The 12,844-nt window shown below is 65.0% G+C and carries 15 protein-coding genes; 2 read left to right on the forward strand and 13 right to left on the reverse strand.

Going from position 1 to position 12,844, the window contains the following annotated elements; all coding sequences use genetic code 11:
* Positions 1-47: 47 nt before the first annotated feature.
* Positions 48-1,028: an aldo/keto reductase gene (locus ACUWEX_RS10040; protein WP_445996148.1), complete on the reverse strand. Its 981-nt coding sequence runs from the start codon at positions 1,026-1,028 to the stop codon at positions 48-50.
* Positions 1,029-1,088: 60 nt separating this feature from the next.
* Here ACUWEX_RS10040 and ACUWEX_RS10045 point away from each other — a divergent pair, with 60 nt between their 5' ends.
* Positions 1,089-1,691, forward strand: coding sequence for a methylated-DNA--[protein]-cysteine S-methyltransferase (locus ACUWEX_RS10045; protein WP_445996149.1), 603 nt, complete (start codon positions 1,089-1,091; stop codon positions 1,689-1,691).
* Here ACUWEX_RS10045 and ACUWEX_RS10050 read toward each other — a convergent pair.
* The 12 genes from ACUWEX_RS10050 to ACUWEX_RS10105 all read right to left on the reverse strand — a co-directional run bounded on the left by ACUWEX_RS10050 (position 1,651) and on the right by ACUWEX_RS10105 (position 12,128).
* The gene (locus ACUWEX_RS10050; RefSeq protein WP_445996150.1) at positions 1,651-2,427 is read right to left on the reverse strand and encodes a YaaA family protein; all 777 of its coding nucleotides are present in this window, start codon (positions 2,425-2,427) and stop codon (positions 1,651-1,653) included. The two genes, ACUWEX_RS10045 and ACUWEX_RS10050, sit on opposite strands and share 41 nt — an antisense overlap.
* A 28-nt stretch (positions 2,428-2,455) precedes the next feature.
* Positions 2,456-2,725 (reverse strand): F0F1 ATP synthase subunit epsilon, encoded by a 270-nt coding sequence (locus ACUWEX_RS10055; RefSeq protein WP_445996151.1) that lies wholly within the window; start codon positions 2,723-2,725, stop codon positions 2,456-2,458.
* A 2-nt stretch (positions 2,726-2,727) separates the two neighbouring features.
* Entirely contained in the window at positions 2,728-4,194 is a 1,467-nt protein-coding gene (atpD, locus tag ACUWEX_RS10060) for a F0F1 ATP synthase subunit beta (RefSeq protein ID WP_077055384.1), read from the reverse strand.
* Positions 4,195-4,224: 30 nt separating this feature from the next.
* On the reverse strand, positions 4,225-5,124 hold the full coding sequence (locus tag ACUWEX_RS10065) for a F0F1 ATP synthase subunit gamma (RefSeq protein WP_077055383.1): 900 nt from the start codon (positions 5,122-5,124) through the stop codon (positions 4,225-4,227).
* A 3-nt stretch (positions 5,125-5,127) separates the two neighbouring features.
* Positions 5,128-6,765, reverse strand: a complete 1,638-nt coding sequence (atpA, locus tag ACUWEX_RS10070; RefSeq protein WP_079728364.1) for a F0F1 ATP synthase subunit alpha — start codon at positions 6,763-6,765, stop codon at positions 5,128-5,130.
* A 101-nt stretch (positions 6,766-6,866) separates the two neighbouring features.
* Entirely contained in the window at positions 6,867-7,682 is an 816-nt protein-coding gene (locus tag ACUWEX_RS10075; protein WP_445996152.1) for a F0F1 ATP synthase subunit delta, read from the reverse strand.
* Positions 7,683-7,688: 6 nt separating this feature from the next.
* Positions 7,689-8,255 carry a F0F1 ATP synthase subunit B gene (locus tag ACUWEX_RS10080; RefSeq protein WP_079728362.1) on the reverse strand — a complete coding sequence of 189 codons (567 nt, stop codon included), beginning with the start codon at positions 8,253-8,255 and terminating at the stop codon, positions 7,689-7,691.
* A gap of 30 nt (positions 8,256-8,285) precedes the next feature.
* On the reverse strand, positions 8,286-8,522 hold the full coding sequence (gene atpE / locus ACUWEX_RS10085) for an ATP synthase F0 subunit C (protein WP_079728361.1): 237 nt from the start codon (positions 8,520-8,522) through the stop codon (positions 8,286-8,288).
* A 47-nt stretch (positions 8,523-8,569) separates the two neighbouring features.
* Entirely contained in the window at positions 8,570-9,373 is an 804-nt protein-coding gene (gene atpB / locus ACUWEX_RS10090) for a F0F1 ATP synthase subunit A (RefSeq protein ID WP_407668763.1), read from the reverse strand.
* Between the two features lie 231 nt (positions 9,374-9,604).
* The gene (locus ACUWEX_RS10095) at positions 9,605-10,051 is read right to left on the reverse strand and encodes a hypothetical protein (protein WP_079728360.1); all 447 of its coding nucleotides are present in this window, start codon (positions 10,049-10,051) and stop codon (positions 9,605-9,607) included.
* Positions 10,048-11,367, reverse strand: a complete 1,320-nt coding sequence (locus ACUWEX_RS10100) for an MraY family glycosyltransferase (protein ID WP_445996153.1) — start codon at positions 11,365-11,367, stop codon at positions 10,048-10,050. Before ACUWEX_RS10100 ends, ACUWEX_RS10095 begins: the two co-directional genes overlap by 4 nt.
* Positions 11,364-12,128: an L-threonylcarbamoyladenylate synthase gene (locus ACUWEX_RS10105; RefSeq protein WP_445996154.1), complete on the reverse strand. Its 765-nt coding sequence runs from the start codon at positions 12,126-12,128 to the stop codon at positions 11,364-11,366. Before ACUWEX_RS10105 ends, ACUWEX_RS10100 begins: the two co-directional genes overlap by 4 nt.
* A gap of 75 nt (positions 12,129-12,203) precedes the next feature.
* On the opposite strand from ACUWEX_RS10105, the gene ACUWEX_RS10110 reads away from it, so the two are divergent.
* Positions 12,204-12,839, forward strand: a complete 636-nt coding sequence (locus ACUWEX_RS10110) for an HAD-IA family hydrolase (RefSeq protein WP_234991171.1) — start codon at positions 12,204-12,206, stop codon at positions 12,837-12,839.
* Positions 12,840-12,844: the final 5 nt, after the last annotated feature.

A 12,844-nucleotide genomic window follows, 5' to 3' on the forward strand; every position in this document is an offset into this window, starting at 1 on the left:
GGTGGCGGGTTGCGGGTGCCGGACGAGCGCGGAGTTCTGTCGATGAGCTAGGACGTCTGCGCGGGGCCAGGGAACAACCGGTCGATCTCGGCAACCTCGTCGGGCGTTGGCGTCCAGGCAACTCCGGCGGCGGCATTCTCGCGGATCTGCGCCGGTGAGGTCGCGCCCGCGATGACGCTCGCGAGGCTCGGCTGGGCCAGCAACCACCCGAAAGTGACCTCGAGAAGAGTGCGCCCGCGGGTCTCGGCGAAGGATTCGAGCGCTTCGATGGCATCCCAGGGAGCATCGTCGAGGAGGTGTCTGCGAATGCGCATGATGCGCGAATCGGCTGGACCGCCATCGCGCGAGAACCTGCCCGTGAAGAGTCCGTTATAGAGCGGAAAGAAGGGCAGGAAACCCAGCCCGAAGCGGCGCGCTGCCGGAAGGACCTCGCGTTCGGCATCCCGGACGATCAGGCTGAACTCGTTCTGCGCCGAGATGAAGCGGGGATGCGAGCCCAGGACCGCTTCGTAGTCCGCCTCGGCGATCTGCCACCCGCTCAGGTTGGAGTGGCCGATGTAGCGCACCTTGCCCTCGGTGATGAGGTCGTCGAGCACACTCAGCGTCTCGTCGATGGGTGTGATCGGGTCGGGGGTGTGGAGCTGATAGAGGTCGATCCACTCCGTGTCGAGCCGGCGCAGGGATGCTTCCACCGCGCGTCGCACGTAACGCCTCGACCCGCGGGCCGAGGGCTGATCGATGCCGCCGTCGAGCGTCGCGTGTCCAAACTTGGTGGCCACGACCACGTCGTCGCGACGGCCCGCCAGCGCGCGCCCGAGAAGCTCCTCGCTGAGCCCGGGTCGCTTTCCGTAGACGTCCGCCGTGTCGAAGAAGTTCACGCCGCTGTCGAGCGCTGCATCCACGACGGATGTCGTGCCATCCTGCGTTTCGGTCATCGTGTCGGCTCGCCCGAAATTGTTGCAGCCGATTCCTACGGCCGAGACCATCAAACCGGAGCGCCCGAGCGGACGGTAGAGCATGTCGTTCATGCCATCCACCCTACGACGCCTTGTTCTCCACAACCCGTCTCAGCGCCCTTTTCTCCACAGATGACATCCGCGCTCCCCCGCCCCCGCACGCTATCCCTAGCCTGGACTCACTACGAACGGAGCCCCATGCCAGCCTTCATCGCGTTTCCGTCCCCTCTGGGGAACATCACTCTCCAGTCCGAGGGCGAGTTCATCACCGGGTGCGACATCGGCCGCGAATCCTGGCAACCCGAGTCGCTGAACTCGCCTCGAGCGGCCACGAAGCCTCCCCCGCCATTCCTTGTCGACGCGGCGAAGCAGATCCTCGATTACCTCGACGGCGACCGGGTGTCCTTCGACCTGCACGTCGAGGTCTCGGGCACGGCGTTCCAGCACGCCGTGTGGCGAACGCTCGCCAGCATCCCGTTTGGCGCGACGATGAGCTACGGGGAAATCGCGGTTGCTGTGGGTGTGCCTCGAGCCGGCCGTGCGGTGGGCGCGGCCGTCGCCGTCAATCCTGTGCCGCTCCTCGTGCCGTGCCACAGGGTGCTCGGCACCCGTCGCGATCCGGTCGGTTATGACCGCGGCGCGGGGCTCGACACGAAGCTCTGGCTCCTTCGCCACGAGAGCATCGCCTTCCAGGTCACGAAACCGCGCGTGCCATCTCCGGAGACGGTGCGATGAGGGCGATCTCGTGCGCGGGGGTGGGCTCCCCGAGCTCGAAGCCGACGCTGGCGGCCCAGTCGCGCAGTCCAGCGACGCTCTCGAATCGAAGCCCGCTCTGCACCAGGGCGCGGGTGAACGCCCCCTTGGTCTTCTTGTTGAAGTGGTTCAGCGCTCGAGTTTCACCATTGGCGCCGCGTGCCATCACGCGCACATAGAGCCGCTCGGGAGACAACTCGAGGGGCCCCAGTTCGGAATACCCCTCCGAGCGCAAGTCGAGCACCAAACCGGGCACCTGCGCGAGCTCGTGGCGAATGCCGCGACCCCACTGCTGCCGAAGTCCCCCCTCAGGCAGCCTGGAGCTGTGCGAAAGGCGGTAGGCGGGGATGGGATCGAGTGCGCCGACCGGGCCGAAGAGGGCCGAATGCACCGCCACGTGCGCGTGTGCGAACGCACGTTCGTCGGCCGTGAGTGTCGGGGCGCCGAGAGCATCGAAGAGCACGCCCGTGTAACGGTCGATGGCGGGCATGACGGGGGCCTCGTGCAGCCCACGGTTGCGCTCGATCTCACCGATCTGCCGGGCACTGATCTTCAGGGCCTTCATGGATGCTTCGGGGTCGCCCGCAAGGTCGGCGAGCTGCTCGATGAGCGACTGCCGATACGCGGTCAGGGCGGGAAAACGCAAGTCCTCCAGGTACGACGAACGCCCCGTGCCGCCATCCCGCTTCGTCTCAGACGGAGGCAGGATGACAAGCACGGGGCGTACGCGGTGAAGAGAGGAGGAGTTACTTGACGAGGCTGGCGTTGCCAGCCACGACGGTCACCGTGTTGTTCTCGACGGAGAGGAATCCGTCAGACGCATCAGCGGTGATCTTCTGACCATTGTCGGTCGTCACGCGGACCTGGCCCTCTGCCAGGACAGCGAGCATGGGCTCGTGTCCGGGCAGAATGCCGACTTCGCCTTCGACCGTCTTCGCGACCACCATCGACGCCTGGCCCGACCACACTTCGTGGTCGGCGGCGACGACGCTGACCTGCAGCTTCGAGGAAGCCATGATCAGCCGTTCTCCTTCTGGATCTGAGCCCACTTCTCTTCGACGTCGGAGATTGCACCGACGTTGAAGAAGGCCTGCTCGGCCACGTGGTCGAACTCACCCTTGGCGATGGCGTCGAACGACTCGACGGTCTCCTTGAGAGGAACCGTGGAACCCTCGACACCGGTGAACTTCTTCGCCATGTAGGTGTTCTGCGAGAGGAACTGCTGAATACGACGGGCCCGCGAAACGGTGACCTTGTCTTCTTCGGAGAGCTCGTCGACACCGAGGATGGCGATGATCTCTTGCAGTTCCTTGTTCTTCTGGAGGATCTGCTTGACCGTGGTGGCCACGCGGTAGTGGTCCTCGCCCAAGTAACGGGGGTCGAGGATGCGGCTGGTCGAGGTCAGCGGGTCGACGGCCGGGTAGAGGCCCTTCGACGCGATTTCACGCGACAGCTCGGTGGTGGCGTCGAGGTGGGCGAACGTGGTCGCGGGGGCCGGGTCGGTGTAGTCGTCGGCCGGCACGTAGATCGCCTGCAGCGAGGTGATCGAGTGACCACGCGTCGAGGTGATGCGCTCCTGGAGAACACCCATCTCGTCGGCGAGGTTCGGCTGGTAACCCACGGCCGAAGGCATACGACCCAGAAGGGTCGACACCTCGGAACCGGCCTGCGTGAAGCGGAAGATGTTGTCGATGAACAACAGCACGTCCTGCTTCTGCACGTCACGGAAGTACTCCGCCATGGTCAGGGCCGACAGGGCCACGCGCAGACGCGTTCCCGGCGGCTCGTCCATCTGGCCGAAGACAAGGGCGGTCTTGTCGAAGACGCCCGCCTCTTCCATCTCGGCGATGAGGTCGTTGCCCTCACGGGTGCGCTCGCCCACACCGGCGAACACCGACACACCACCGTGATCCTGCGCAACGCGCTGGATCATTTCCTGGATCAGAACGGTCTTACCGACACCGGCACCACCGAACAGACCGATCTTTCCACCCTGCACGTAGGGGGTCAGGAGGTCGATGACCTTGATGCCGGTCTCGAAGAGCTGCGTCTTCGATTCGAGCTGGTCGAACGCTGGCGGGCGGCGGTGGATGGGCCAACGCTCGGTGATCTCGACGGTCTCGCCGGGCTTGCCGTTGAGGATCTTGCCCGTGACGTCGAAGACCTTACCCTTGGTGACGTCACCGACGGGAACCGAGATCGGCGCGCCCGTGTTGCGCACTTCCTGGCCGCGGACGAGGCCGTCCGTCGGCTTCAGGGCGATGGCGCGAACCAGGTCGTCACCGAGGTGCTGGGCAACCTCGAGGGTGATGTCGGTGTGCTCGTCGCCGATGGTGATCGTCGTTTCGAGGGCGTTGTAGACCTCGGGGATCGAGTCGTGGGGGAACTCGATGTCCACCACGGGGCCGGTGACGCGAGCGATGCGGCCGGCGGCGAGCGTGGCCACTCCGGCGCTTCCCGCCTCAGCTGTCGCTGTATCTGTCATTGCTCTTCTTCTCTCTTTATCCGTCGAGTCTTACTTGGCGCCCGACAGAGCGTCGGCGCCGCCGACGATCTCGGCGATCTGCTGGGTGATCTCCGCCTGACGCGCGTTGTTGCGCAGACGGGTGTAATCGGTGATCAGCTTGTCCGCGTTGTCGCTCGCGGACTTCATGGCTTTCTGGCGGGCAGCGTGCTCGCTCGCCGCCGACTGCAGCATGGCGTTGAACAGGCGGCTCTCGATGTAGACCGGGAGCAGCGCATCCAGCACGTTTGCGGCGTCGGGCTCGAACTCGTACAGCGGCAGGACGGTCTTGGAGTCGGGTTCTTCGACACCCTCGACGACCTCGAGCGGCAGGAGACGGACGACCTCGGGGGTCTGCGTGACCATGCTGACGAAGCGGTTGTAGACCACGTGGATCTCGTCGACTCCGCCTTCAGAGGCATCCGTGAGGAAGCTCTTCAGCAGGGCCTGACCGATCTCCTGCGCCGTCTCGAACGACGGCGAGTCGGTGCCGCCGGTCCACTGCCCCTCGGAGGCGCGCTTGCGGAAGGCGAAGTACGCCACCGACTTGCGACCGACGAGGAAGTAGGTGACCTCTTTGCCCTGAGACTGCAGCAGCTCGGTGAGCTCATTGGCCTGACGAAGCACCTGTGAGCTGAATGCACCGGCGAGACCGCGGTCCGAGGCGAAGATGACAACCGCTGCGCGCTCGATCTTCTCGGGTTCGGTGGTGAGCACGTGGTCGACGTTGGAGTAGGTCGCCACGGCCGATACAGCACGCGTGATCGCGCGGCTGTACGGGCCGGAGGCGGCGACTCGCGCCTGCGCTTTTTGAATGCGCGAGGCGGAGATCAACTCCATCGCCCTCGTGATCTTCTTGGTCGTCTGCGCAGACTTGATCCTCTGCGTGTAGACCCGGAGCTGTGCGCCCATCGGTTATCGACGTCCCTTGACGATCTTTTCCTGGTTGACCTCTTCGGCGGGAAGCTCTTCGAACTTCTCGGAGCCGACCGAGTTGAGGGGCTTGCCCTCGCCGGTCTGGAACTCCTTCTTGAAGGTGTCGATCGACGACTCGAGGTTGGTGACGATGTCGTCGCTCAGCACGTTGGTGTCGCGCAGCTTGGACAGGACGTCGGTGTTGCGACCCAGGTAGTCGAGCAGCTCGCGCTCGAAGCGCAGGATGTCTTCGACGGGGACCTCGTCGAGCTTGCCGTTGGTGCCGGCCCAGATCGCGACGACCTGGTCTTCGACCGGGTAGGGCGAGTACTGCGGCTGCTTGAGCAGCTCGGTGAGGCGGGCGCCTCGGGCGAGCTGACGGCGGCTGGCTGCGTCGAGGTCGGACGCGAACATGGCGAATGCTTCGAGCGAGCGGTACTGAGCCAGCTCGAGCTTCAGCGTTCCCGAAACCTTCTTGATCGACTTGACCTGAGCGTCACCACCGACACGCGAGACCGAGATTCCCACGTCGACCGCGGGACGCTGGTTGGCGTTGAAGAGGTCGGACTGCAGGAAGATCTGGCCGTCGGTGATCGAGATCACGTTGGTGGGGATGTAGGCCGAGACGTCGTTGGCCTTGGTCTCGATGATGGGCAGACCCGTCATCGATCCGGCACCGAGCTCATCGGAAAGCTTCGCGCAACGCTCGAGGAGACGAGAGTGCAGGTAGAAGACGTCGCCGGGGTAAGCCTCGCGGCCCGGCGGGCGACGCAGGAGGAGCGAAACGGCACGGTAGGCCTCGGCCTGCTTCGACAGGTCATCGAAGATGATGAGGACGTGCTTGCCGCCGTACATCCAGTGCTGGCCGATGGCCGAACCGGTGTAAGGGGCGAGGTACTTGAAGCCGGCGGGGTCGGAGGCCGGGGACGCGACGATCGTCGTGTACTCCATGGCTCCGGCGTCTTCGAGGGCACCCTTCACCGAAGCGATGGTGGAGCCCTTCTGGCCGATGGCGACGTAGATGCAGCGCACCTGCTTGTTGGTGTCGCCCGACTCCCAGTTGGCCTTCTGGTTGATGATGGTGTCGATCGCGATGGCCGTCTTACCGGTCTGGCGGTCACCGATGATCAGCTGGCGCTGGCCGCGGCCGACGGGGATCATGGCGTCGATGGCCTTGATGCCGGTCTGCAGGGGCTCGTGCACGCTCTTACGCTGCATGACGCCGGGCGCCTGCAGCTCGAGGGCGCGGCGGCCTTCGCTGGCGATCTCGCCGAGGCCGTCGATCGGGTTGCCGAGCGGGTCGACCACGCGGCCGAGGTAGCCGTCGCCGACGGGGACCGAGAGGACCTCGCCCGTGCGCGTGACTTCCATGCCTTCTTCGATGCCGGCGAACTCACCGAGGATGACGACGCCGATCTCGTTCTCGTCGAGGTTCTGGGCGAGGCCCAGGGTGCCATCGGAGAAGCGGATCAACTCGTTGGCCATGACGCCGGGCAGGCCTTCGACGTGCGCGATGCCGTCGCCGGCGTCGATCACGTGGCCTACTTCGGTCGTTCCGGCCTTGCCCGGCTCGTATGCGGCGACGAAGTCCTTGAGAGCACTGCGGATCTCATCAGGACTAATCGTTAGTTCTGCCATCATTTTCCTTTGAGTTGCGGAAACGGTTCGCGCTTCCGATGTGTCGATCCCAGGGATCGTGCGTCTGTGTTGTGTGCGACTGGATCAGCGGTGAGGCGGTATCAGCCGGCGAGCTGGAGCTTCAGGTCGTGCAGGCGAGATGCAACGCTGCCGTCGATGACATCGTCACCGACCTGCACCCGCAGACCGCCCATGATGGATGCGTCTACGATCACGTTGATCTTGACATCTCGACCGTAGAGCGAGCTGAGTCCGGCGCGAAGCCGGGCGAGCTGCCCCTCGGTGAGCGGTGTCGCAGCCGTGACGGTTGCGACCGTGAGGTTGCTCTGGTCGGCGGCGATGCCGGCCGCGTAACGCAGAAGCGTGCGGATGCGGCGACCTCGCGGCTGCTGCACCAACTGACGGACGATCTCGACCGTCTGCGGCGACGCCTTGCCCGCGAGCAGGGATTCGACGAGAGCGACCTTGGCCTGCACGTCGCCGAGCTTCGAACCGAGCGCGAGCTCGAGTTCGGCGTCGCTTGCGACGTAGCGACCGAATTCGAACAGCTCCTGCTCGATCGACACGTCCGACCCGACCGACTGAACAGCGGCACGGATGCCGAGCTCTTCGAGGCCGGCGACGAAGCCGTCCTCGTCGGACCAGCGGCCTGCAGCGGCGGCACTGACGAGGCGCAGCGTGCGCTCGGAGACAGACGATCCGAAGACCGTCTGCACGAGCTGACGCTTCACCTCGGCGGGTGCGGCCTTGTCGGACAGGGCCGAGCGCAGGTGCGCCGTGCGAGCGACGACGCGGCCGACGGCGAACAGCTCGCTGACGGTCGTCAGGTCGCGACCGGAACCGTTGTCGCCAACGGCTCCCGTCGAGTCCAACTCGCGCAGCGATTCGTGCAGTGCTTCTCTAGTCGCGCTACCCATGATGCGTTACGCCTTCTCTGCCTGGTTCGAGGCCTCGGATGCTTCGAGGTCGGCCAGGAATCGGTCGACGACCGCGGTTGCACGGGCGTCGTCGGACAGGCTCTCGCCGATCACGCCGGACGCGAGGTCGATCGCGAGCGAGCCGACCTCGTTGCGCAGGCTGACGACCGCTGCCTGACGTTCGGCTTCGATCTGGGCCTGGGCGCTCTGCGTGATGCGCGCGGCATCGGTGGCAGCCTGTTCCTTCAGTTCAGCGAGGATGCGCTGACCGTCGACACGAGCCTGGTCACGAATGGCGGCGGCTTCTTGACGGGCGTCGGCGAGCTGAGCCGTGTACTGCTCGAGAGCAGCCTCGGCGTCACGCTGAGCCTCGTCGGCCTTGGCGATGTTGCCCTCGATGGCGGCAGAACGCTCATCGAGCATCTTCTGCATCTTGGGAAGGAAGACCTTCCAGAACGCGACGAGGATGATGATGAAGCAGACCGACGACCAAACGATGTCGTACAGCTCGGGGATGAGCGGGTTGGGCGAGGCCTCACCCTCTGCGGCGGCCCTCACTAGTGCGTGAATCATCACGCCTCCTTGCTACGAATGACGAAGGGCTTAGTTGGTGAAGATGAAGTAGGTCGCGATGCCGATGAAGGCCAGCGCCTCGGTGAAGGCGATACCGATGTACATCAGAACCTGGAGACGACCGGCCAGCTCAGGCTGACGGGCGACACCCTCGATGGTCTTGCCGACCACGATACCCACGCCGATGGCCGGGCCGATTGCAGCGAGACCGTAACCGACCGTCGCGATGTTTCCGTTGATCTCGGCGAGAACGGTTGTTGCGTCCACGTGTTGTTTCCTTCCGTGATGGCGATGTCAGCGGATGCTGACGTCGTTTAGTGTTCTTCAGCCAGCGCGAGCTGGATGTAAACAGTCGTAAGTAGTGCGAAGACGTAGGCCTGCAGGACCGCCACCAGGATCTCGAAGAGAGTGAAGACGAAACCGAAGGCGAGCGTGCCCACACCGAAGGCCTTGAAGATGCCGTCGGCGTTGAAGAAGAAGAACCAGGTTGCTCCGAAGAAGAGGACGAGGAGCAGGTGCCCGACGACCATGTTCATAAGGAGTCGGAGCGTCAGCGTGATGGGGCGCAGCACGAACGTGGAGACCAGTTCGATGGGGGTCACGATGATGTAGAGGAACTTCGGCACTCCGGGCGGGAAGAGCGCGTTCTTGAAGAATGCACCCGGGTGCTTCTTGACGCCGGCGTAGATGAATGTGACGTAGGCCACGAGCGCCAGCACCAGTGGAACGCCGATGACCGACGTTCCGGCGATGTTCATGAACGGGATGATGCCCGTGATGTTCATGAACAGGACCATGAAGAAGATCGTCGTGATGATCGGCAGGAATCGCTTGCCGTCTTTCTTGCCCAGAAGATCTTCGGCGATGTTGACTCGCACGAAGTCGAGGCCCATCTCGATGATCGACTGGCCTCGGCCCGGAACGATCTTCATGCGGCGCGTGCCGAGCCAGAAGAGGACCACGATTGCCAGCACCGAGATGAGTCGGATGATCATGATCCGGTTCATCGCGAAGGGCGTGCCTTCGAAGAGAACGATCTCGGGGAAGAACTCGTTGATGGTCGGACCGTGGAACGTGTTGTCGTCGCCAGCAGCCGCGAAGATCGGGGCGTTGATCACAGAGTTGATTTTTTCGCTGAAGTGAACGGAGCTACTCAGCACCGAGTTACTTAACAGCACAGCGTTACCTAACAGCGCTATCTCCTGTTTCGGGGCGGAGAGCGAACTGCTCTCCGAGCGACGAACATTCGGAAGACGCCAAACAACTCACGCGAAATGCGTGTAAATATGCTTGGGGAATCTCCAGTGAGCCTATCAACATTTGGGCGTGCTGACGAATCGGTTTGCCCGTTATTGCGCGTTTTTCTGGTCTCCGGGCAACTGTGCGTCGCTGACATACCCCACGCGCGAACGAGCGACGACCACCATGTCCACCACGAGGGAGCCGATGACGCCCACGATGACACAGACGAGCATGATCACACGGTTGACCCAGGGCTGATCGGCGAGGAGGAAGACCAGCACGAGGAAGACCACGAATTTGAGCAGCCATCCACCCAGCACGATGCCGAAGAACGCACCCACGAAGAGGTCGGAGCCGTGGAAGCGATTGGCGAAGAGGATGCTGCCGGCGGTGATGCCGAGCATGATGGCCGAGAGCGCCGTGCCGATCAGGGCCGAGACGACGCCGCGGCTGCCGTCGAGGAAGAAACCGATCACTCCCCCGACCAGGGCGATGCCGAGGGCGAGGAGCGCGCCGTACTTGAGGGCGTCGACGAATACTTTGTTGGAGCTCATGGGGTGTCCTTCGGGGCGGGGGCGTCATCGTCCGAGCGTCGGACCGGGGATGCTTCTGGTTCAGTGCGTTGGGCTTCGGCGACCGCGACGACCTCGGCGACGAGTTCGTGCGAGATGGGCGCGTCGTGGGGCCGGTCTTCGCTCGCGGCATCCAGCGGGTCGAATTCGCGGACGCGCTCGAACGCGGGATCGTCGGCGCCGACGGTCTGGGCCGAGAACTCGAGGGTCTTGCGGCGACCGAGGGGCGCGAGCGTGACCACGGCGCAGATGATGACACCCGCGATGAGGAACACGAGGGCCACCCAATAGGGCTGGAACACGAAGAACAGCAGGCACGAGATGGCGATGACGGATGTCCACGCGTAGAAGATGAGGACGGCCTGGAAGTGCGTGTGGCCCATGTCGAGCAGGCGGTGGTGCAAGTGCTTGCGATCGGCGCTGAACGGCGACTTGCCGGCTCGGAGACGGCGGAAGACCGCGAGCCCGAAGTCGAGCAAGGGCACCACGAGGATGGCGAAGGGCAAAATGATCGGGATGTAGATTCCGAGCAGCTGGCTGCGGCCGAGCGACGTGGGGTCGACCGTGCCCGTGATCGCGACGGCGCTCGTGGCCATGAGCAGGCCGACGAGGAGCGCGCCCGCGTCGCCCATGAACATGCGGGCGGGATGCCGGTTAAGCGGCAGGAATCCGGCGCAGGCACCGACCAGAACGGCCGAGATGAGGAGCGACAGGTTGAAGAAGCTCGTCTGGCCCGTCTCGCGCACGAGGAGGTAGCCGTAGATGAGGAAGGTTCCGTTGGCGATGAGCGCGACACCCGCGACCAGGCCGTCGAGCCCGTCGATGAAGTTGATGGCGTTCATGACCAGCACGATGGCGAAGACCGTCATCGTGAAGGACATCCAGGAGGAGCCGACCGTGAGGCCGCCGATCGGGAGCGAGTAGATCTGCACACCGAGCCAGGCGATGAGGCCCGCGGCGAGGAACTGACCCGCGAGCTTGATCATCCAGTCGAGGTCCCAGATGTCGTCGGCCACACCGATGAGCACCGTGAGAAGCGCCGCTCCCCCGATGGCGAGGATGGGGCCCGGGCTGCCGAACGTCGAGGCGAAGAACGGGTTCTGCGAGGCGATGACGAAGGCCGCGATCACACCCACGAACATCGCGACTCCGCCGAGGCGCGGAGTGGGACGCGTGTGCACGTCGCGTTCGCGGATGGTCGGGTAGAGCTTGTACTTGAGGGCCCCGCGATACACCGCCAGGGAGACGACGAATGTGATGACCGCCGTGATCGCGGCGATGATCAGATACTGGATCATGCGTCGCGGGCTGTCTCGGAGTCGGCCGGCTCGGTGTCGGCCGGCTCGGAGTCGGCCGGCTCGGTGTCGACGGCCGGGGCCGCGTCGACTGCGGGAGCGGCGTCGAGCGGTTCGAGCAGGTCGCCCAGGACCTCGGCGAGCTGGGCGCGGCTGATCGCGCCCTCGCGCAGCACGGTGACGCGGCCGCCCGGGGTCTGCAGGCGCGTGGCGTCGACGATGGTCGAGGCGGTGTCGCCCGAGGGGCCCGCGTCGAGGTAAGAGGAGACGCTGTCGCCCAGCATCCGCTCGGCCTCTGCTGCCGTCGTGGCGGCTGGCAGACCCGTCAGGTTGGCCGAGGAAACGGCGAGCGGGCCCGTTTCTTCGAGCAGCTCGAGCGCGATGTGGTGGCTCGGCATGCGCACGGCGACCGTGCCGTCGGTATCGCCCAGATCCCACGCGAGCGACGGCTGGGCCGGAAGCACGATGGTGAGACCGCCCGGCCAGAACGCCTCGACGAGATCGCGCACGGCGTCGGGCACCTCGGCAGCGAGGGCCTCGAGCGTGTGGATGCCGGGGACGAGAACGGGCGGCGGCGACTGGCGCGTGCGGCCCTTGGCGTCGAGCAAACGCTGCACGGCGCGGGGGGAAAAAGCGTCGGCGGCCACACCGTAGACGGTGTCGGTGGGAATGACCACGAGCTCGCCGCGGGCAATCGCGGCTCGGGCCATTCGCATGCCGATCAGCAGCTCGGTGTCGTCAGAGCAGTCATGAATGCGGGACATTGGGATCGATTCTACCGTCACCCGCCGAGAGCGAACGGGCCGCCGCGTGTGAGAACGGAGAGAGATACTGGATGGGTGAAACCATCCGTGTTCTTCTTCGACTGCGACAAGACCCTCTATGACTACGATTTTCTCAAGCGGCTGCCCAATCTGGCGCGGCTGACGGGGTCGACGCAGTACCACCTGGCCTCGACCTGGTGGGTGGGCGGGTTCGAACGGGCGGCCAACGCGGGCGAGTTCGCCACGGGCGACGAATACCTCGAGGCGTTCGCCGAAGTGACCGGGGTGCCGCTCACGCGCGAGCAATGGTGCGAGTCGCGCAAGTCGGCCATGACGATCATCCCGGGGTCGATCGCGGCGTTGAAACGCGCCTCGGAGCTCGGCACCGCGGCGTTGCTGAGCAACAACCCGATCATCTTCCGCGAGGAGTTGTCGGTGTTGGCCCCGGAGGCCGCCGAGATCATTGGCGGCGACAACGACCTGGTCTCGGCCGTGCTGGGGGCGGCGAAACCCGAGCGCCGCATCTACACGCGCGCGCTCGGCCGGCTGGGGGTCGAGGCATCCGATGCCTTCTTCGCGGATGATTCGCACGCCAACGTCGAGGCCGCGCGCGCCGTGGGCATCACGGCCTTCCATCTGACGAAGACGGCCGACGGGTACGACACCGACGGCTTGATGGCCGCGGTCGAGGAGTTTGCGGCGCGACCGTAGGCCGC

The organism is Okibacterium fritillariae (assembly GCF_052783725.1).

What these genes read in the sequence shown, in the direction of transcription:
- ACUWEX_RS10075 (WP_445996152.1), bottom strand. Translation starts at nt 7,682, where the DNA reads ATGGGTAGCGCGACTAGAGAAGCACTGCACGAATCGCTGCGCGAGTTG.
- ACUWEX_RS10055 (WP_445996151.1), bottom strand. Translation starts at nt 2,725, where the DNA reads ATGGCTTCCTCGAAGCTGCAGGTCAGCGTCGTCGCCGCCGACCACGAA.
- ACUWEX_RS10095 (WP_079728360.1), bottom strand. Translation starts at nt 10,051, where the DNA reads ATGAGCTCCAACAAAGTATTCGTCGACGCCCTCAAGTACGGCGCGCTC.
- ACUWEX_RS10100 (WP_445996153.1), bottom strand. Translation starts at nt 11,367, where the DNA reads ATGATCCAGTATCTGATCATCGCCGCGATCACGGCGGTCATCACATTC.
- ACUWEX_RS10080 (WP_079728362.1), bottom strand. Translation starts at nt 8,255, where the DNA reads ATGATTCACGCACTAGTGAGGGCCGCCGCAGAGGGTGAGGCCTCGCCC.
- atpD (WP_077055384.1), bottom strand. Translation starts at nt 4,194, where the DNA reads ATGACAGATACAGCGACAGCTGAGGCGGGAAGCGCCGGAGTGGCCACG.
- ACUWEX_RS10105 (WP_445996154.1), bottom strand. Translation starts at nt 12,128, where the DNA reads ATGTCCCGCATTCATGACTGCTCTGACGACACCGAGCTGCTGATCGGC.
- ACUWEX_RS10045 (WP_445996149.1), top strand. Translation starts at nt 1,089, where the DNA reads ATGACATCCGCGCTCCCCCGCCCCCGCACGCTATCCCTAGCCTGGACT.
- ACUWEX_RS10065 (WP_077055383.1), bottom strand. Translation starts at nt 5,124, where the DNA reads ATGGGCGCACAGCTCCGGGTCTACACGCAGAGGATCAAGTCTGCGCAG.
- ACUWEX_RS10040 (WP_445996148.1), bottom strand. Translation starts at nt 1,028, where the DNA reads ATGAACGACATGCTCTACCGTCCGCTCGGGCGCTCCGGTTTGATGGTC.
- atpA (WP_079728364.1), bottom strand. Translation starts at nt 6,765, where the DNA reads ATGGCAGAACTAACGATTAGTCCTGATGAGATCCGCAGTGCTCTCAAG.